This window comes from Pseudohoeflea suaedae (genome assembly GCF_004354915.1).
GTDB lineage: Bacteria > Pseudomonadota > Alphaproteobacteria > Rhizobiales > Rhizobiaceae > Pseudohoeflea > Pseudohoeflea suaedae.
On the sequence record NZ_SMSI01000002.1, the window covers coordinates 556,014 to 574,606 of the forward strand.

At 61.8% G+C, this 18,593-nt stretch carries 21 protein-coding genes; 12 read left to right on the forward strand and 9 right to left on the reverse strand.

What is annotated here, in order from left to right; all coding sequences use genetic code 11:
* Positions 1 to 56: 56 nt before the first annotated feature.
* Positions 57 to 1,484 carry a magnesium transporter gene (gene mgtE, locus E2A64_RS12775; RefSeq protein WP_133285065.1) on the forward strand — a complete coding sequence of 476 codons (1,428 nt, stop codon included), beginning with the start codon at positions 57 to 59 and terminating at the stop codon, positions 1,482 to 1,484.
* Between the two features lie 146 nt (positions 1,485 to 1,630).
* Positions 1,631 to 2,017: a MerR family transcriptional regulator gene (locus E2A64_RS12780; RefSeq protein ID WP_133284855.1), complete on the forward strand. Its 387-nt coding sequence runs from the start codon at positions 1,631 to 1,633 to the stop codon at positions 2,015 to 2,017.
* A gap of 12 nt (positions 2,018 to 2,029) precedes the next feature.
* On the opposite strand, the gene E2A64_RS12785 is transcribed toward E2A64_RS12780, so the two are convergent.
* From E2A64_RS12785 to E2A64_RS12800, 4 genes are all read right to left on the reverse strand, one after another.
* Positions 2,030 to 2,572 carry a methyltransferase family protein gene (locus tag E2A64_RS12785; RefSeq protein WP_133284856.1) on the reverse strand — a complete coding sequence of 181 codons (543 nt, stop codon included), beginning with the start codon at positions 2,570 to 2,572 and terminating at the stop codon, positions 2,030 to 2,032.
* Positions 2,573 to 2,621: 49 nt separating this feature from the next.
* A complete protein-coding gene (locus tag E2A64_RS12790) occupies positions 2,622 to 3,614 on the reverse strand; it encodes an acetyltransferase domain-containing protein (protein ID WP_133284857.1) in 993 nt (330 codons plus the stop codon).
* Between the two features lie 116 nt (positions 3,615 to 3,730).
* Entirely contained in the window at positions 3,731 to 4,009 is a 279-nt protein-coding gene (locus tag E2A64_RS12795; RefSeq protein WP_133284858.1) for a DUF3253 domain-containing protein, read from the reverse strand.
* Positions 4,006 to 4,707, reverse strand: a complete 702-nt coding sequence (locus E2A64_RS12800) for a DUF599 domain-containing protein (protein WP_133284859.1) — start codon at positions 4,705 to 4,707, stop codon at positions 4,006 to 4,008. Before E2A64_RS12800 ends, E2A64_RS12795 begins: the two co-directional genes overlap by 4 nt.
* A 715-nt stretch (positions 4,708 to 5,422) precedes the next feature.
* Between E2A64_RS12800 and E2A64_RS12805 the strand changes: the two genes are divergently transcribed.
* The 3 genes from E2A64_RS12805 to E2A64_RS12815 all read left to right on the forward strand — a co-directional run bounded on the left by E2A64_RS12805 (position 5,423) and on the right by E2A64_RS12815 (position 8,146).
* On the forward strand, positions 5,423 to 6,823 hold the full coding sequence (locus tag E2A64_RS12805; protein ID WP_133284860.1) for an L-serine ammonia-lyase: 1,401 nt from the start codon (positions 5,423 to 5,425) through the stop codon (positions 6,821 to 6,823).
* A 74-nt stretch (positions 6,824 to 6,897) separates the two neighbouring features.
* Positions 6,898 to 7,332: a DUF1489 family protein gene (locus E2A64_RS12810; RefSeq protein WP_133284861.1), complete on the forward strand. Its 435-nt coding sequence runs from the start codon at positions 6,898 to 6,900 to the stop codon at positions 7,330 to 7,332.
* 70 nt (positions 7,333 to 7,402) lie between these two features.
* Complete coding sequence (locus tag E2A64_RS12815) at positions 7,403 to 8,146, forward strand: vWA domain-containing protein (RefSeq protein ID WP_206662445.1); 744 nt, start codon at positions 7,403 to 7,405, stop codon at positions 8,144 to 8,146.
* A gap of 419 nt (positions 8,147 to 8,565) precedes the next feature.
* Here E2A64_RS12815 and E2A64_RS18050 read toward each other — a convergent pair whose 3' ends face one another.
* On the reverse strand, positions 8,566 to 8,769 hold the full coding sequence (locus tag E2A64_RS18050; RefSeq protein ID WP_244598289.1) for a hypothetical protein: 204 nt from the start codon (positions 8,767 to 8,769) through the stop codon (positions 8,566 to 8,568).
* Here E2A64_RS18050 and E2A64_RS18055 point away from each other — a divergent pair.
* Entirely contained in the window at positions 8,725 to 8,841 is a 117-nt protein-coding gene (locus tag E2A64_RS18055) for a J domain-containing protein (RefSeq protein WP_244598290.1), read from the forward strand. The genes E2A64_RS18050 and E2A64_RS18055 overlap by 45 nt on opposite strands.
* An 81-nt stretch (positions 8,842 to 8,922) precedes the next feature.
* Here the strand turns inward: E2A64_RS18055 and E2A64_RS12825 are convergent, their stop codons facing one another.
* Positions 8,923 to 10,275 carry a D-alanyl-D-alanine carboxypeptidase gene (locus E2A64_RS12825; protein ID WP_244598291.1) on the reverse strand — a complete coding sequence of 451 codons (1,353 nt, stop codon included), beginning with the start codon at positions 10,273 to 10,275 and terminating at the stop codon, positions 8,923 to 8,925.
* A 326-nt stretch (positions 10,276 to 10,601) separates the two neighbouring features.
* Here E2A64_RS12825 and E2A64_RS12830 point away from each other — a divergent pair, with 326 nt between their 5' ends.
* The 6 genes from E2A64_RS12830 to E2A64_RS12855 all read left to right on the forward strand — a co-directional run bounded on the left by E2A64_RS12830 (position 10,602) and on the right by E2A64_RS12855 (position 16,204).
* Positions 10,602 to 10,931, forward strand: coding sequence for a phasin family protein (locus E2A64_RS12830; protein ID WP_133284864.1), 330 nt, complete (start codon positions 10,602 to 10,604; stop codon positions 10,929 to 10,931).
* Between the two features lie 271 nt (positions 10,932 to 11,202).
* Positions 11,203 to 11,571: an ATP-dependent Clp protease adapter ClpS gene (gene clpS, locus E2A64_RS12835; RefSeq protein ID WP_428977475.1), complete on the forward strand. Its 369-nt coding sequence runs from the start codon at positions 11,203 to 11,205 to the stop codon at positions 11,569 to 11,571.
* A 9-nt stretch (positions 11,572 to 11,580) separates the two neighbouring features.
* Positions 11,581 to 14,112 (forward strand): ATP-dependent Clp protease ATP-binding subunit ClpA, encoded by a 2,532-nt coding sequence (gene clpA, locus E2A64_RS12840; protein ID WP_133284865.1) that lies wholly within the window; start codon positions 11,581 to 11,583, stop codon positions 14,110 to 14,112.
* A 94-nt stretch (positions 14,113 to 14,206) separates the two neighbouring features.
* Positions 14,207 to 15,016, forward strand: coding sequence for a class D beta-lactamase (gene blaOXA / locus E2A64_RS12845; RefSeq protein ID WP_133284866.1), 810 nt, complete (start codon positions 14,207 to 14,209; stop codon positions 15,014 to 15,016).
* 67 nt (positions 15,017 to 15,083) lie between these two features.
* Positions 15,084 to 15,854 (forward strand): AzlC family ABC transporter permease, encoded by a 771-nt coding sequence (locus E2A64_RS12850; protein ID WP_244598272.1) that lies wholly within the window; start codon positions 15,084 to 15,086, stop codon positions 15,852 to 15,854.
* Positions 15,851 to 16,204, forward strand: coding sequence for an AzlD domain-containing protein (locus tag E2A64_RS12855; protein WP_133284867.1), 354 nt, complete (start codon positions 15,851 to 15,853; stop codon positions 16,202 to 16,204). The genes E2A64_RS12850 and E2A64_RS12855 overlap by 4 nt, the downstream gene beginning before the upstream one ends.
* Before the next feature lie 6 nt (positions 16,205 to 16,210).
* Here the strand turns inward: E2A64_RS12855 and E2A64_RS12860 are convergent, their stop codons facing one another.
* From E2A64_RS12860 to E2A64_RS12870, 3 genes are all read right to left on the reverse strand, one after another.
* Positions 16,211 to 16,681, reverse strand: coding sequence for a hypothetical protein (locus tag E2A64_RS12860; protein WP_133284868.1), 471 nt, complete (start codon positions 16,679 to 16,681; stop codon positions 16,211 to 16,213).
* Between the two features lie 119 nt (positions 16,682 to 16,800).
* The gene (locus E2A64_RS12865) at positions 16,801 to 17,226 is read right to left on the reverse strand and encodes an HIT family protein (RefSeq protein WP_133284869.1); all 426 of its coding nucleotides are present in this window, start codon (positions 17,224 to 17,226) and stop codon (positions 16,801 to 16,803) included.
* 84 nt (positions 17,227 to 17,310) lie between these two features.
* Positions 17,311 to 18,513, reverse strand: coding sequence for a GNAT family N-acetyltransferase (locus E2A64_RS12870; RefSeq protein ID WP_133284870.1), 1,203 nt, complete (start codon positions 18,511 to 18,513; stop codon positions 17,311 to 17,313).
* Positions 18,514 to 18,593: the final 80 nt, after the last annotated feature.

The following is an 18,593-nucleotide window of genomic DNA, read 5'->3' on the forward strand; positions in this document are numbered from 1 at the left end:
GAATTCGGGACGGGGCGGCACCTCTCCCTCTGGCCTCTGGAAACGAAAGCGTGGAAATGTCCGAAGAAGACAATCGCGAGTGGGAAACGGAGACCGAGGCCCCGGCTGCCGAGGCGGGAGTTCACAGCGACATCTATGCCGAGGACGGCTCCGTCCGGCATGATTTCCTGGCTTCGCTCGGAGCGGCGATCGCCGACCGCGACACGCTTTGGCTTCACGACCATATCGTCAGCCTGCACGAATCCGAGCTCGGCGACGTTCTCGAATCGATCAATACGCCGCAGCGCCGGGCGCTGGTGCGGTTGCTCGGCGACCAGTTCGACTTCGCAGCGCTCACCGAGGTCGACGAGGCGATCCGCCTGGAGATCGTCGACGGGCTGCCGAACGAGAAGATCGCCGAGGCGCTGGGCGAACTCGATTCCGACGACGCGGTCTATATTCTCGAAGATCTTGACGAGGAAGACCAGCAGGAGATCCTCGCCCGTCTGCCGTTCACCGAGCGGGTTCGCCTGCGCCGGGCGCTCGATTATCCCGAGGACACTGCCGGCCGTCGCATGCAGACGGAATTCGTCGCCGTGCCGCCGTTCTGGACCGTCGGGCAGACCATCGATTACATGCGCGACGACGAGGATCTCCCCGGTTCCTTCAGCCAGATCTTCGTCATCGATCCGACCTTCAAGCTTGTCGGCTCCGTCAATCTCGACCGGATCCTGCGGACCAAGCGCCAGACCAAGATCGAAGAGATCATGGACGAGCCCCGCAGCCCGATCACCGCCGAGATGGACCAGGAAGAGGCGGCGCAGATCTTCGAGCAGTACGACCTTCTTTCGGCTGCCGTGGTCGACGACAACAACAGGCTCGTCGGCGTGCTGACGATCGACGACGTGGTCGACGTGATCCACGAGGAGGCCGACGAGGACATCAAGCGTCTGGCCGGTGTGGGTGACGAGGAACTGTCGGACAGCGTGATTGCCACGGTGCGCTCGCGCGTCGTCTGGCTGTTGGTCAATCTCTGCACAGCGCTTCTGTCTTCGACCGTCATCAGCCTTTTCGATGCAACGATCGCGCAGATGGTCGCACTCGCGGTGCTGATGCCGGTGGTGGCCTCTATGGGCGGCAATGCCGGCACCCAGACCATGACCGTTACAGTCCGCGCGCTCGCGACCCGCGACCTCGATATCTACAATGCAGGTCGCATCATTCGCCGCGAAGCCACGGTGGGGCTGATCAACGGTCTCATATTCTCGGTTCTGATCGGCACTGTGGCGGCGATCTGGTTCGCCAATCCGGGTCTCGGCGGAGTGATCGCGACGGCGATGGTCGTCAACATGCTGGCAGCAGCGCTGGCCGGCATTTTGCTGCCGCTTCTTCTCGATAAGTTCGGCGCCGACCCGGCAATTGCGTCCGCCGTCTTCGTGACGATGGTGACCGACGTGATCGGCTTCTTTGCCTTTCTCGGCCTCGCCAGCATGTGGCTGGTCTAGGTCTTGCGCGCGAGACGCTGACGACGGTGTTGGCGTTTCTTCCGGGCGATGGAGCAAAAGCTCGGCACTTCTGGCCATTCCGGCAAAATTGACTTATACGTAAAGGTCAGATGGCTCGTCTCGAGCCGCGACAGGAATGGCATTCAGTGAACCGCTTTTACACGATTACAGAACTGACGCGGGAATTCGGTATCTCCACCCGCACATTGCGCTACTACGAGGATGAGGGCCTGATTCAGCCCGAGCGTCGCGGCCGCACGCGCCTTTACCGCTCAGCCGACCGTCACCTGATCCAGGAAATCCTGCGCGGCCGCCGTGTCGGGCTTTCGATCGCCGAAATCCGCGAGATCATCCAGGTCTACAAGGATCCTCCCGGCGAGGCGGGTCAGCTTCGGCTGCTCATGCGCAAAGTCGAGGAGAAGCGCGAGGAATTGCGCCAGAAGCGCAAGGATATCGACGACACGTTGACCGAACTCGACAATATCGAGGATTCATGTCTGGCGCGGCTGGCCGAGATCGGCGTCCGGAGCTAGCCTGCCGGCGGTTCAGATCCAGCGGCGCACGGCGCGGCAATAAGCTTCGTATTTGTAGCCGAAATTGGCGTTCAGATGTTTTTCCTCGCGACGGATGGCGAGGAAGTAGGTGAGAACCGCATCGATGACCGCCAGTGGAATGAACCAGAAATTGCCGAGCAGCAGGCCGGCACCCAGAAGCAGCATCACGTTCGATATGTAGATGGGGTTGCGGGTGTAGCTGAAGGGGCCGTTGACCACGAGGTGGCTGCTGGAACGGTTCGGCCAGATCGTGGTGCGCGCTTTCCTCAGCGCAGCCATCGCCCATATGTCGATCAGCAGGCCGGTAACGATCAGCGCGAGGCCCGAGGGGCGGGCCATCGGGAAGGTAATTTCGTAGGGTGCGTTATGCCCGAGCACGAGTCCGGCAATCACGGCGGTGACCAACAGGACCGGCGGCCAGGGGAAGATGGTGGGACGCTTCTTGCAGGCGTTCATGGGCATGCCTGACCTGCGCGCCTGACGATAGCTCGTTCCCGTCGGCTGTGCTGTTTGATCGATGCGTACGTCGGTCATTATTCCGTTCCCGGCCCCCGTTGGTGCCCGTTGCCATTCAACGCATTATTCAGTCGCTCAATGCGCTTGCGGTGCACATGCGCGCCATTTCCATGATCTCCGGATCGTCTTCCGGATTGATCCGTCCGCTCTGCACGGCATCCAGCTTGCCTTGTTCGGCAAGTCGCTCGGCAGTGCATGCGCAGAATCGGTCGCACATCGCTGCCTCTTGATTAGCAATGCAACCTTGCCGGCAACTGGAGAGATAGGCCTCAGTCCGGTCGGGTGGCATGATCTGGCTCAAACTCCAGACCAAAGCGATGAGTACCGGTTGGTGGAGGAGGTAAAAGGCAAGACTGTGGCGACCGATGAAATCAAATGGTCGCAGCAGGGTTTTCCACTGCGGGCTTTGGCCGGGCCTCCACTGTGCCATCCGGCCGATCAGTCCGCTCGACTTGGCAAGACGGCCTGCCGCGATCCCTATCAGCACCGGCCCGAACCAGGGAAAGAAGGGAACGAAATCCAGCGAATGGGGCAGGGATTCGGAAAGCCCCGTCCAGAAGAGCCAGGGCACGTCGAAGGCGGAGGAGAAATAATAGATCGGCAAGGCGACCGCTGCGGCGCCGGCAATCAGGGTGATCAGCGGCGGTAACCGCAGGAACAGGAGTGCTGCGATGCTCGACACCGCGATGGAATGCAAAATTCCGTAAAAGACGAAGACGTCGGGGAAGGCGATATACGTGCCCAGCGACACGAGAACTGCCGCGCCGACGACCATTGCCAGCCGTTCGAGAAACTTACGCGGCCTGACGACGGGCCAGTGCGCGAGCACCAGTGAGAAACCGACGAGAAACAGGAAGGTGGCGGCAATGCAGCGCGCATAGAACTTTGGCCAGCCGCTGCCCGCCGTGCCGGGATCGAGATAACCGAAGCTCTCGAGGTCCCAGATGAGATGGTAGTGGGCCATGGCCAGGAGGGCGATGGCGCGCGCGAGGTCGATCGCTTCCACGCGACCCGTCTTGCGGATCGCGGAGGCTTCCCCCGTCGCCGGCTCGATCGTCATTCAGTTCCCCGATTCGGATGCGTCTTTCGGACAGTTCGAATACCGGCCGATTCGTGGCGCAATGCAAAGGGTTTATCGTGGCCCCATGATGGCCGGGAAATGATGGCGGCGGCTTTTCACGTCCGCGAACGCAGTTCCACCACGCGCAGGCGGTAGACGCCGTGCAGGTCCTCCGGTGCGACCGGCTTGCCCTTGCGCAGCAATTCGACCTCTCCATCCCGGGCCATCTGCAGGAAGACCGCCCGCAGCGGTTTCATAAGCTTCCCCCAGGCGTCGGGATCGGAGCCCACGAGGTCCCGGGCGACGGCGCCGGGATCGATAGAATTTTCCTTGCCGCGCCGCTCAATCTCCCGGAGCGCAGCACGGACATTTTCGGGGGTGGGTGACGTCTTCACGGCCGGTTGTCTCTTTCGGTGTCGATGGCGGCGTCGTGCGCGGGTGAAAAGAACTGGCGCCGCACGAGCACGACGGTGACCAGAAGACTGGAGGCCATCAGGAAAAGCGGGCCTGCAAACCACCCCAGATAGCCGATCGACATGAAGATGGTGCGCAGCCCTGCATTGAAGCTCTGGCCGGCGAGTATGTTCATGTCGGCGGCATGATCGGCGGCGGCATCGAGCGTTTCCGGCTCGGTTTCGGCGATAGCTGCCGGAGGTATGGCGCCGAACAGGATCGATGAATAGTTGAAGAGGCGGTAGGCCCAGCCGAACTTGAAGAAGGCATAGGCAAACAGCGCCGTCAGTCCGATCACCTTGATCTCGAATGCGACCGGCGACGGCTCGATCTCGAGCGGCAGCGTACGGAAGACGGTGAGCACCTCCTCGGTGGCGCCGAGCAGGGCGAAGCAGCCGCCGATCGCGAAGATCGTGGTCGAGGCGAAGAAGGCGGTGCCGTTCTGCAGCCCGCCGAGGATCGCCGTATCGATCATTCTCAGGTCGCGACGGGCGGCCATTCGGAACCATGCGCGCCGGTGTGCATTCATTCGCTGCGACAAGCTCGTCCGGCCCAAGGCGTGCCAGGACTGTGTGGATTGCGAAAAGACGCCCCAGAGGCAGAGGAACCAGAGGACGGCAATGATGTCTAGATTACCCATATGATTCCTTTTGGCACGAAGCCGGCGAGCGCGCCAGCCATCGTGAAATCAGCTGTCCAGCCCCACACATGGTTAATCGGTCATTCATACTTTTGTCCCAATTGTGGACACCGGAGATCGACCAGTTTGGTTGCCTGATCGTGGAAGTCCTTGGATTAATTGAGGGGCCCGGATTCGACATGAGAGCTATGCGAAAATCGGGCCCGAATTCGGCCACTTTTGCACTTGCGAAGAAATTACCGAAGGATTAATACCCGCAGCCGTGCTCGCCATATGAACGATTTAAATCGAACACTCCCACGGCGGGCGCACTGGGGTAAATACGGAGCTTAAATGGACGATAGCGCGACAAAAAGCTGCTGGGGTATTACCGCGCGTGCGGTAATCGGATTCAGCGGCATCATCGTACTCGCATATCTGATCGGCGGTTTCTGACCGTCAGACCAACGAGATTTCAGTTCAAGGGCAGCGCGTGAGACATCATCCGCGCTGCCTTTTTCTTTGCGCTTTAGACAGCGGCCGACGCGCACCCGGCTTGAGGAGGCGTGCTCTCGAATCGTCCTTCTCGAATCCTCCGTCCAGGGGATAGCGGCATGCGCTTTGCGGATCCGGCTGGCAGATGTCGTCTTCCGGCTTGCCCGCGTCGGAGTTCTGCCCTTCCGTTGTGGCGCGAGGCATGTAAGCTTCTTCGAAATTCCGGAATCGGGCGCAGCACATGTTTTTATCCGTCTTCGACATCTTCAAGATCGGCATCGGGCCGTCGAGCTCCCACACGATGGGGCCGATGGTGGCAGCCAGGCGGTTTCTCGACGAACTTGCCGGCAATGACTGGCCGAGGCCCGCGGGCGCCCATGTGGCGGCGGTCAAGGCAAGCCTGCACGGCTCGCTCGCCTTTACCGGCGTCGGCCACGCGACCGACCGCGCGGTGATCCTGGGGCTTACCGGCGAAAGCCCGGAGACGATCGATCCCGACCGGATGGATGCGATCATCGACGAGGTGAAGCGGACGCGGAGGATTTCTCCGCCGGGACATCCGGACTACCATTTCGATCCCGCGGAAGATCTGGTCTTCGACCGGAAACAGCCGCTGCCGGGACATGCCAACGGCATGACGCTCTCGGCGCATGACCGCGACGGCGCTCTTCTGCTGAAACGCATCTATTATTCGGTGGGCGGCGGTTTCGTGATGACGGATACGGAACTCGAGGCCGACCGCGCGAAAAAGGGCGCGCCGGAACTCAAATCCGTGCCGTATCCCTTCGCCAACGCGGCGCAGATGCTGGAAATGGCAGCCAGTTCCGGCCTGTCGATCGCCGAGATGAAGCGGGCCAACGAGCTTGCCCATCGCAGCGAGGAACAACTCGACGCCGAACTCGATCGCGTCTGGAACGCGATGGATTCCTGCGTCGAGCGCGGCTTGCGCGGCGAGGGCATCCTGCCGGGCGGGCTGAAGGTCAAGCGCCGCGCGCGGCTGATGCACGAGAAGCTCGAAGACGACTGGAAGTCCAACCGCGTCAACCCGCTGCAGGCCAATGACTGGCTGTCTGTCTTCGCGATGGCGGTCAACGAGGAAAACGCCGCGGGTGGCCGCGTGGTGACTGCTCCCACCAATGGCGCTGCCGGCGTCATTCCCGCCACGCTGCGCTATCTCGGGCGGTTTCACGAGGATTTCGACGCGAAGGGAATGCGCGACTTCCTGCTCACGGCGGCAGCCGTGGGCGGCATCCTCAAGCATAATGCCTCGATCTCGGGCGCCGAAGTCGGCTGCCAGGGCGAGGTGGGTTCTGCTTCCGCCATGGCCGCTGCGGGATGCGCTGCGATCATGGGCGGGACGCCGCAACAGGTGGAAAACGCCGCGGAGATCGCGCTCGAACATCATCTCGGCATGACCTGCGATCCGGTGGCCGGCCTCGTCCAGGTGCCGTGCATCGAGCGCAATGCGCTGGGGGCGGTCAAGGCGGTGACGGCTGCCTCCCTCGCCATGCGCGGCGATGGCACCCATTTCGTCTCTCTCGACGCCTGTATCGAAACCATGCGCCAGACCGGGCGCGACATGAGCGAACACTACAAGGAAACGTCGACCGGCGGTCTTGCCGTCAACGTGCCCGAATGCTGAGCATCTCCGAACGGCCGCCTGTGGATTGCAGCAGGGATGCTTGACCCCGCACGTCGGAGCGGTGAAGACGGGACATGGCTCTTCATCTGATCAAATTGTGCGTGGGCGCGGATTCGCTCGAGGATCTCGAAAGCTGGATCGCCCATCGTGTGGATCTTCAGCGGGCAGCCGGTCAGTCCACCAACCAGTTTCATGTGACCCGCATGCAGCCCAAGCGGGCCGAGGAGCTGCTCGACGGCGGTTCGCTCTACTGGGTCATCAAGGGCAATGTGCAGGCCCGGCAGAAGCTTGCCGGCATCGAGCCGTTCACCGACAATGAGGGCGTCGCCCGGTGCCGCCTGGTTCTCGACCCGGTGCTGATTCACACCCGCTGGCAGCCCAAACGGCCGTTCCAGGGATGGCGCTACCTGAAGGACGACGACAAGCCCGCCGATTTGGGTGGCGACGAGGGCATCGAGGATTTGCCGCCCGAATTGCGTGGGGAACTGGCAAGCCTCGGCCTGTTGTGACAGATGCCGCACTTGCAGTCGCGCCCCCGATCGCCACATTAGTTTTCTGACAGAGGAGGCGAGCGGGTCCATGGCGGACAAGAAGACCGACAAGCGTGACATCTCGAAATTCGACGTGGAAACGGGCTCGGTGCCCGCGCGCTCCTCGAGCCAGGAGATTGCCGCCTTCATGGAGGCCGCGCGGCGGACCGCCCCGGTCAAGGGCGCCGGGCGTCTGATATTCGCGCTCGATGCCACGATGAGCCGGCAACCGACCTGGGATCTCGCCTGCGATCTCCAGACCGAGATGTTCAAGGTCGCCGGCGGTGTGGACGGACTTTCGGTGCAGCTCGTCTATTTCCGTGGCTTCGGTGAATGCAAGGCGTCGCGCTGGTCGCGGGACGGCAAGGACCTCGCGGCCCTGATGCAGAAGATCGACTGCCGGGGCGGACGTACCCAGATCGGCAAGGTGCTCAAGCATGCGTTGCGGGAAACCGGCAAGGAGAGGGTGAGCGCGGTCGTCTATATCGGCGACGCGATGGAGGAGAATATCGACCTTCTGTGCGAGCGCGCCGGTGAACTGGGTCTGCGGAAAGTGCCGTGCTTCGTCTTTCACGAGGGACGTGACGCGATCGCCGAGGGCGCCTTCCGAGAGATCGCGCGACTTTCAGGCGGCGCATATGCACGCTTCGACCGCTCCGCCGCTTCCGAGCTGGCGGCCCTTCTTCGAGCCGTGGCGACCTATGCCTCGGGTGGGCGCAAGGCGCTCGAGAAATCCGGCGGCTCGGCCGCAAGACAGCTGCTCAGCCAGTTGCCGAGGCAGGGAGACAGCTGATGGCGCGGCTGGTCCTGATCATCCTGCTGCTCGCCGGGGCTTCCATCCTGATTGCCATGGTCGTACGGATGAAGCCTGAAAAGGTCGCCCATTCGATGCGCTTCGGCGGCGCGGGCCTGGCGGCGCTGCTGGGCGTCCTGCTTCTGGTTACCGGGAAGGCGTTTCTCGGGATGCCGTTGCTGGCGGGTGCTGCGGCACTGCTGCGTCATGCGTTTGCCAAGCTGGCAACGAGCCGCAAGCCGGGGCAGAAATCGCGCGTCTATTCCGATGCGCTGATGATGGAACTCGATCTCGATTCAGGCGACATGAACGGCCTGGTTCTGAAAGGCGAGATGAACGGCGCCGAACTCAACCAGCTCGACGAGGCTTCACTGCTGAAGCTTCATGCCGAACTGGCTGAATGGACGGAAAGCCGTGACTTACTTGAGACGTATCTTGACCGCCGCATATCCGACTGGCGTGACCGTGTGGATCCGCAGGCTGGCGCGGGGCTGGGACGAGCGCAGAGCTCGGGCACCATGACAGAGGAGGAGGCCTACGAGATCCTTGGACTTGCTCCGGGAGCGGGAGAGGCCGATATCCGCAAGGCGCATCGCAGCCTCATGAAGCGGGTGCATCCCGATACGGGCGGGTCGGCTGCGCTTGCCGCGCGGCTGAATGAGGCCAAGGACCTTCTCTTGCGTCGACATGTATGAATTCCTCAATACGAAAAACAAAATTTGAGGGTGTGGCGGCGGCCTTGTCGGGAGCCGCCACCTGGGTCAGTCAAAGGGGCCTCAGTTCGGTGTGGCCCAGCAGGCAAAGCCCTTCTTCTTCAAGGCGCGGCAGGCATTGACCGCGGATGTCTGGCCCGAGAAGCCGGCGAAACGCGCGCGGTACAACTCGTTATAGGCCATGGTGAAAGGCTCGGTGCCCGACAGGGTGTTGCCGGCGGCCGATTTTGCGCGCCCCAGAAGCGCCTGAGCGGCATCCTCGTCGGGGGTGGCGCCTATCTGGATCTGCCAGCCTGAGCGGACCGTGGGCTCGGCAACGGCTGCAGCCGGGGTGGTGGAGGCGGTGGTCACCGGATCGATGACGGCTTCGACAGCTTCGGCGGCGTTGCCCACACGTGCCGACGGTGCATAGGCCGGGGCGGGCGAAGGCACGGCGACCTTCTGCTTGGCGAGCTGGGCTGCGAGCGCCTGGCGGCCGACGATCGGCTGCGAGGCTGCGGTGCCGGCATAGGCCATGTCGATGCGGCCATTGCCCCAGCGATTGAGTTCGGGGACAGGGCCGACCTTCGGCAGGTCGAGATTGGCAACTGCCACCGGGACGGCGGAAACGCCGACCTTGGCGATGTTCAGGCCGCCGCCGCGCGTCGAGGCCTTCGGCAGGTACTGCGCAATCAGCTTTTCCATCTGGGCATTGCGGGAGGCGCCGGTGCGGCCGCCCATGACAACGGCGACAATCGAGCGGTCGCGGTCGACGACGGACGACACGAGATTGAAGCCCGAAGCATTGGTGTAGCCGGTCTTGATGCCGTCCACGCCGCGGACACGGCCCAGAAGCCGGTTATGGTTGCCCATGCGGGTGTTGCCGAACTTGAAGGAGCGGGTGGAAAAATACTTGTAGTACTGCGGATAATGCTCGCGCAGCGCGATGCCGAGGCGAGCCATGTCGTGGGCAGTGGTGACCTGCTGCGCGTTCGGCAGGCCGCTGGCGTTCTTGAAGACCGTCTTCGTCATGCCGAGCTGGCGTGCCTTCGCGGTCATCATGCGGGCGAAGCCGGCTTCGGAACCGCCAAGGAATTCACCGGTCGCGGTAGCCGCGTCGTTGGCCGACTTGGTGACAAGGGCCAGGATCGCCTGCTCGACGGTGATCGACCGGCCGGCGCCGATGCCCAGTTTGGTCGGCGGTTCGGATGCCGCGTGTTTGGAAAATGTGATCTTGGAATCGAGCGAGATACGGTTGGCATCCAGCGCCTCGAAGACAAGGTACAGCGTCATCATCTTGGTCAGCGAGGCCGGATAACGCTGTGCATCGGCGCTGCTTTCATACAGAACCTGGCCGGTCTTGGCGTCGATGACGATGCCTGCATATTTCGAGTTCGCTGCCGCGGGCGAAGCCGAGACGGCAAAGCCGGCGACCATGAAAAGGGCGACGGCTGCTTGACGAAAACGGAAACGGCGGAAAACGGTCTGGGTCTTCTGCTTACGCTTGAACACTTGTGTACTCATTGAACCGGGATGCACATTGCGGCCCTGTCAGCCGCGATTTCAGGCCAGACTACCCAAGCGTCCTTACCAAACTGTTTATGATGAACGCTTCCTTTCCACGGCATGTAAATTTCCGTCGATCGTTCCACAGCGAAACGTTTTGCAGGCGCTATTTGTGCAGTGCACAAAATATCTTGACATTATGGTGCGATGCATCTAAATAAAGCCGATCCCGCACGGAAACAGAACTGGACAGTGTGATGATGAATTTTGACTCGACACAGAAAATGACCAAGGAAGCCATGGACAACATGCTGACGGCTTATTCGTCCATGACCAAGGGTTTCCAGCAGATCGCAGCGGAAGCTGCCGATTATTCGAAGAAGTCCTACGAAGACAGCGCCGCTGCGTTCGAGAAGCTCGTCACCGCGAAGAGCCTCGACAAGGCGTTCGAAGTCCAGTCGGACTACGCAAAGACCTCCTATGAGGGTTTCGTGGCCCAGGCGACGAAGATGGGTGAACTCTACACCGATCTCGCCAAGGAAGCCTACAAGCCCTTCGAAGACGCCGTCGCCAAGGCAACTGCCTAAGGCTTGACGCTCTTCTCCCGTTGATCCGTCAGGGGCGGGGTGTGGACAGGGTGGCCCGGTCGCGAATTTCGCGGCCGGGTTTTTTCGTCTCTGGCGGGAGCTGCGGTGGCGCGACGCGTCCGCCGGCAAGCGGTCTGGTTGCAATCGCGAACAAAAATCCGTGCCTGTTGAGATTGGGGGCTTAAAATCGCCTCAGGAAGGATTAAATTACGCATTCAAGCGAATTGCACGGTCCGGACCGCTTCCGGGCCGAGGAAGGTGACCGACGGGAATGCGGATTTTGATGAAACCAGCCAAACCCCTCGTCATGCAGGCCGACAAGAAGACCGGGAATACGCCGCCGGAACGCGGCACTCAGGTGATCACGAAAACACGCCCGGATATCAAGCGCCCCAGCCTCTATCGGGTGCTGCTGCTCAATGACGACTACACGCCCATGGAATTCGTGATCCATGTGCTCGAACATTTCTTCCAGAAAGATCGTGAACAGGCGACGCGCATCATGCTCCATGTTCATAATCACGGCGTTGGCGAATGCGGCGTCTTTACTTTCGAGGTGGCGGAAACCAAGGTCACACAGGTGATGGATTTCGCTCGGGAGAACCATCATCCGTTGCAATGCGTGATGGAAAAGAAGTGAGGTCCGAACGTGCCAAGTTTTTCTCCCAGCCTTGAAAAGGCAATCCATCAGGCGCTCACACTCGCCAATGAGCGTCACCATGAATATGCAACGCTCGAGCATCTGTTGCTCGCGCTCATCGAGGATCCCGATGCGGCTGCCGTGATGGGCGCATGCAATGTCGATCTCGACGAGCTGCGCACCACGGTGGTCGAGTATGTCGACAAGGAACTCAACAATCTCATCACCGGCTATAACGAGGATTCCAAGCCCACCTCGGGCTTCCAGCGCGTCATTCAGCGCGCCGTCATCCACGTCCAGTCGTCGGGTCGCGAGGAAGTGACCGGCGCCAACGTGCTGGTGGCGATATTCGCGGAGCGCGAAAGCCATGCGGCCTATTTCCTGCAGGAGCAGGAGATGACCCGCTACGACGCCGTCAATTTCATTTCCCATGGCATCGCCAAGCGCCCCGGCGCGGGAGAGGAACGCACGGTGCGCGGTGCGGATACCGAGGGCGAGGAGGACAAGACGATAGGCGAGGGCGAGGAAACGGCCAAGAAGAAGGGCCCGGATGCGCTCACCGCCTATTGCGTCAACCTCAATGACAAGGCCCAGGACGGTCGCATCGATCCGCTGATCGGCCGCATGGACGAGGTCAACAGGACGATCCAGATCCTGTGCCGCCGCTCGAAGAACAATCCGCTTTATGTGGGCGATCCCGGCGTCGGCAAGACCGCGATCGCCGAAGGTCTTGCCAAGCGCATCGTCGAGGGCGACGTGCCGGAAGTTTTGCAGGACTCCACCATCTACTCGCTCGACATGGGCTCGCTTCTGGCGGGCACGCGTTACCGCGGGGATTTCGAGGAGCGCCTGAAGCAGGTGGTCAAGGAACTCGAGGACATGCCCGGCGCGGTGTTGTTCATCGACGAGATCCACACCGTCATCGGTGCCGGCGCCACCTCGGGCGGCGCGATGGATGCGTCCAACCTGCTCAAGCCCGCGCTGTCGTCCGGCGCGATCCGCTGCATCGGCTCGACCACCTACAAGGAATACCGCCAGTTCTTCGAAAAGGACCGGGCGCTCGTCCGTCGCTTCCAGAAGATCGATGTCAACGAGCCGACGCTCGACGATGCCGTTGAGATCCTCAAGGGCCTGCGCCCGTATTTCGAGGAGTATCACAAGGTCAAGTATTCGGATGAGGCCATCAAGGCTGCCGTCGAACTCTCGGCACGCTACATCACCGATCGCAAACTGCCGGACAAGGCAATCGACGTGATCGACGAAACCGGTGCCTCGCAGATGCTTCTCGTGGAATCCAAGCGGCGGAAGAAGATCACCGAAACGGATATCGAGGCGACCATTGCCACCATGGCCCGCATCCCGGCCAAGACCGTGTCGAAGGACGACGAGACCGTTCTCGCCAATCTCGACAAGGAACTGCGCTCGGTCGTCTATGGCCAGGATCCGGCGATCGACGCGTTGACTGCGGCTATCCGCCTGGCGCGGGCCGGCCTGCGCGAACCCGACAAGCCGATCGGCAGCTATTTGTTCTCCGGCCCCACCGGCGTCGGCAAGACTGAGGTCGCCCGTCAGCTTGCCTCTTCGCTCGGCGTGGAGCTCCTGCGGTTCGATATGTCGGAATACATGGAGCGGCACACGGTCTCGCGTCTCATCGGCGCGCCTCCTGGCTATGTCGGTTTTGATCAGGGCGGTCTTCTGACCGACGGCGTCGATCAGCATCCCTACAGCGTGCTGCTGCTCGACGAGATCGAGAAGGCACATCCGGACCTGTTCAACATCCTGCTGCAGGTGATGGACCATGGATCGCTGACCGACCACAACGGCAAGAAGATCGACTTCCGCAACGTCATTCTCATCATGACGACCAATGCGGGCGCCGCCGATCTTGCCAAGGCCAATATCGGTTTCGGCTCGTCCAAGCGCGACAGCGACGACATGGAGGCAATCAACCGGCTGTTCACGCCGGAATTCCGCAACCGTCTCGACGCCATCATCCCGTTCGGGCCGCTGCCGCCGCAGGTCGTCAACATGGTGGTGCAGAAGTTCGTCATGCAGCTGGAAGCCCAGCTCGCCGAGCGCAATGTCACCTTCGATCTCGGCGAGGACGCAATCAAGTGGCTGGCCGAAAAGGGGTATGACGAGCGCATGGGCGCACGTCCGCTCGGCCGCGTCATCCAGGAGCACATCAAGAAGGAGCTCGCCAACGAGCTGCTCTTCGGCAAGCTCAAGGATGGCGGCACGGTCAAGGTGACCGTGGGAACGCGTGACAACGGAACGCGCGGTCTGCTGCTCGAGGCGATCCCTGCGGAAGCTCCGGTGAAGCCGAAGAAGGAAGATCCGGGCAAGTCGACGTCGAAATCGAAGTCGACGACCAAGGCCAAGACGACGCGCAAGACCCCGGCAAAGAAGAGCCCGCCGAAGAAACCCGATGCGGAAGCGACCGCCGAGAGCGGGTCGTCGAAGGCATCGGACGGCGAGGGCGAGAACAAGCCTGCCGCCAAGCGTTCCGGCACGGTGCCGAAGGTACCGCGCAAGAAATAACCGTTTTCCACGGTTCAGGATGCCCCGGTCATCGCCGGGGCATTTTTGTTTGTGCTGATCATTCGGCGGAGAATTTTCGAAGAGGGGATCCTTCATGCGGCGACTTCTGATGGTGTCTGCGGCGTTTCTCGCAATCGGGGCATCGACGGCACTTGCCCGGACACGGGTGGTCTGCACACTGGCGACAGATGCCCAGAGCGGCGAGGTCCTGTTGGAGGAAGGCGATTGCGCCGGCCGCATGGCGCCGGCCTCCACCTTCAAGATCGCGATCGCCCTGATGGGTTTCGACAGCGGCGTCCTTCAATCGCCCGAAGCGCCGGAACTCGCCTTCAAGGAGGGCTATGCCGACTGGCGGCCTGAATGGAAACAGGCGACCACACCGGCGCGCTGGATGAAATATTCCGTCGTCTGGTATTCGCAGCAGGTGACGCAGACGCTCGGCGAGCAGGCATACCGGCGCTACACCGAGGCCTTCGGATACGGCAATGCCGATGTGTCGGGCGATCCCGGAAAACACAATGGCCTGACCCAGGCCTGGCTGAGTTCGTCGCTTGAAATCTCGCCGCGCGAGCAGGTGGATTTTCTTCGCCGGATGATCGGCGGGCAGCTGCCGGTCAGCCCGGAGGCCGTGGCGAATACCGCGGCAATCACCGATTATGGGATGAAGGGCGACGGCTGGCATGTGCATGGCAAGACCGGTGCGGGGCTGCCGAGAGGCGATGACGGCGAATTGCTGCGCGGCCAGCCCTTCGGATGGTTTGTCGGCTGGGCGGAGAAGGACGGCCGCAAGGTCGTGTTCGCCCGCCTGATCCGCGACAGCGAGAGGCAGGAGACGCCGCCCGGTTTTCGTGCGCGGGACGGGGTAATCGAAGCGCTCTTCGCTACAAATGGCGCAATCGACTGAGGCGCCGAGGGCGGGCTCGTGCGAAATTGCTTTTGCGGCCCGCTGAAAAAAGGTCTACCAAACGGGCATGCAGTCACCCGCCAAACCGGCCGGCGGTTCCTACTGGTTCTTCCGGGGAATGCGCGGCATCGTCTCGCTTCCGGCCTTCATTCTCTTCTGCTCTTTCGTGGGATTCACCGGCTTTGCGGTGGAATCTGGCATCACGCGCGCGGAAGCGGTGTTCATGACCGGATCGGTCTGGGCCTTGCCTGCGATGGTTCTGCTGGTCACCTCAGCACTCGGCAGCGCCGCGCTTCCGGCAGCCTTTCTCACCGTCACCCTGTCGTCCATCCGCCTAATGCCGATGGTGGCCGCGCTCATTCCCGAAATCCGCACCCGCAAGACGCGGACGATCGCGCTCCTGGCCGTCTCGCACTTCATTGCGGTGACCTCCTGGGTCTTCACGATGGAGCGGATCGCGAAGGTGCCGCCGGAACACAGGGTCAAGTTCTTCGCCGGGTTCGGCATGACGCTGACGAGCTGCAACATGATGATCGTCGGATTCGGCTACAATCTCGTCGGCGCGCTTCCTCCGCTTGCCGCGGGCACGCTGTTTTTCCTGACGCCGATCTATTTCATCACCTCGATCTGGGCATCGGCGCGGGACATGTCGGTCTATATCGCGATGATCGTCGGGGTGGTCCTGGCGCCGGTCTTCCATCAGGTCGCACCGGAATTCGACATTCTCTACACCGGCATCGTCGGCGGCACGATCGCCTTCGGGATCGAGCGGCTGATCCGTGTCCGGCAGGCGAACGCGTCCGCACGGACGGACGAACCGGGCAGGGTGGAGCCATGAACTGGAACTCGCTCGACGCCTGGTGGTGGCCCTTTCTCTATATCGGCATCGCGGGCTGGATCGCGACCGACATGTGGCGCTGGCTGGGCGTTCTGGTCGGCAACAGGTTGCGCGACGATTCGGCGTTCCTGATCTGGGTCAGGTCTGTCGCTACCGCGCTCGTGGCCGCGGTGATCGCCAAGCTGATCATCTATCCGAATGGCGAACTCGCGAATTTCCCGCTCTGGCTGCGCATCGGTTCGGCAGTGATCGGATTTGCGGTTTTTCTGGTTGCCGGCAAGCGGCCGTGGGTGGGCATCGGCACCGCGATCATCCTGATCGTCGTCGGACGCGTCCTCACCACAGGCTGAGATTTCCTAGTCCTCGAAACGCCTGACCACCCAGGAATAGCCTTCGCCCGCAAAGCGGATCGGCGCGGTGACCACGTCCTTCACGCTTTCCTTCTCGGGCAATGCCGAGCGGATCTGCCTGAGAACCGTCGCGGTGATGCCGCTTTCATCCCGCGCCTCTTCGTGGTTCGCGGGCGGCCCATCCTCGGCGAGGTCCTGTTCGGCTTTCGGTTCGTTGACCCGCGGCGCAACCCCGCCCGCACCATCGGCCTCTTCGCCCGTGGCCTCGGCAATCAACTCGTTCGGGTCGGTGGGCGGCTGGCAGATCGCGATGATGACCGGATATCTGTGATCCGAATAGGCTTTCAGGCGTTCCTCGGTCTCGGCGTCGCAAGCACTAACCGTCTGCCAGCGCTTGGCGCTCTGATCGAGATAATGACATTGCGTGGCGCTGTCGTCACAGCCGAGGATCATCATGGCGATGATGGCAGCTTGCATGGGCGTTCACTTCTTCACTTCGAATGTGCCGCGTCCGGTCGACGCCAGCATGTATGGACCGACGGGACATGGCAAAAGCATGGCCGTTCCTGGTGTTTATGCGAAATCGTGAGCGGCACTTACAGGGCCGCGCGGATTTTCTCCGCATTGGCCTTCAGCACATCCATGTCTTCCATGCCGCCCGAATGCGGCTTGAGAACCTGGCCCTCATGCCGCGGAATGACATGGAAATGGAGGTGGAAGACGGTCTGTCCGGCCGCCGGCTCATTGAACTGGGCGATAAAGACGCCATCCGCGTCAAAAGCCTTCCTTGCGGCTTTCGCCAGTTTCTGCACCACCGGAATGGTCCTGGCGAGAACCTCTGGATCGGCGTCGAGGAGGTTGCGCGAGGGCGATTTCGGGATCACCAGAAGATGGCCCGGTGCCTGCGGCATCACATCCATGAAGGCAAGCGTGTCGTCGTCCTCGTAGAGTTTGACCGCCGGGATCTCGCCGCGCAGGATTTTCGCAAAGATATTGTCGTCTTCGTAGGCGGGCGTGGTCATCCGGGTTTCTCCTCGTCTCGATCGTTTCGACTGCCGTTCTATCGCCCGCGCAAGGCAAGTCAATCGGACCGACAGTCCGATGGCTCAGTCTTCGCCCGAGAGTTCGCCTCGGCGGAACGGCCCGTGCTGCGTCAGGGCTTCGCTGACCATCTCGACGTCACGCCGCTCGTGGTCGAGATAGTTGGCGACCGCATCGCGCAGTCCCGGATGGGCAATGAAGTGGGCCGAATGGGTGGTCACCGGCAGATAGCCGCGCGCCAGCTTGTGCTCGCCCTGGGCGCCGGCCTCGACGGTCCGCAGCTTCCGGTCGATCGCGAAATCGATCGCCTGATGATAGCAGACCTCGAAGTGCAGATAGGGGTGATCCTCGACGCAGCCCCAGTGACGCCCGAAGAGTGTATCCGAGCCGATGAAATTGATCGCGCCGGCAATGTAGCGGCCGTCACGCTTGGCCATGACGAGCAGGATGTCGTCGCGCATGCGTTCGCCGATGAGTGAAAAGAACCGTCGGTTGAGATAGGGCCGGCCCCATTTCCTGCCCGCCGTGTCTATGTAGAAGGCGAAGAACGTGTCCCAGATGTTCTCGGTCAGGTCCGTTCCCGTCAGCCAGTCGATTTCGATTCCGTTCTCGAGCGCGGTCCGGCGTTCCTTCTTCAGGTTCTTGCGCTTGCGCGAGGCGAGTGTCTCGAGGAAATCGTCGTAAGAGCCGTAGCCCTCATTGGTGAAGTGAAATTGCTGGTCGGTGCGATGGAGAAAACCTTCCTCCTCGAAGGCCGGCAATTCGTCGTCCGGCACGAATGTCGCGTGCGCCGACGACAGGCCGAGACGTTCGGTCAGGGTTCGCGCTCCGGCGGCAAGGGCGTGGCGAACCGGATCGGGATCGATGCCCTTGCGGGCGATCAGGCGTGGGCCGGTCGCGGGGGTGAAGGGGATGGAGGATTGCAGCTTCGGATAGTAGCGGCCGCCGGCGCGCTCATAGGCATCCGCCCAGGCATGGTCGAAGACATATTCACCCATCGAGTGGCTCTTGATATAGGCGGGCAATGCGCCGAGCAGCTTTCCCGCCTCATCCTCCAGAACGAGGTGCCGCGGCATCCAGCCGGTGTCGGCGGATACAGTTCCGGATTCTTCAAGCGAAGACAGATAGGCATGTGAAATGAATGGGTTGTAATAATCCGTTAAAGTTTCGGCTCTGCTTGAGCCCGAAAGCTCATTCCATTCATTCCGGGCAATATCGGAAAATTCCGCAACGGTGCGAAGCGTGTATTCGACGGGTTCGGAAGTCATCAAATGTCCGTTCGGGAGGCGGGGCCGCAGCGGCCGTTCCAATGGAATCTAAGTCCCCGAGATGTGAATGCAAGTCGCAA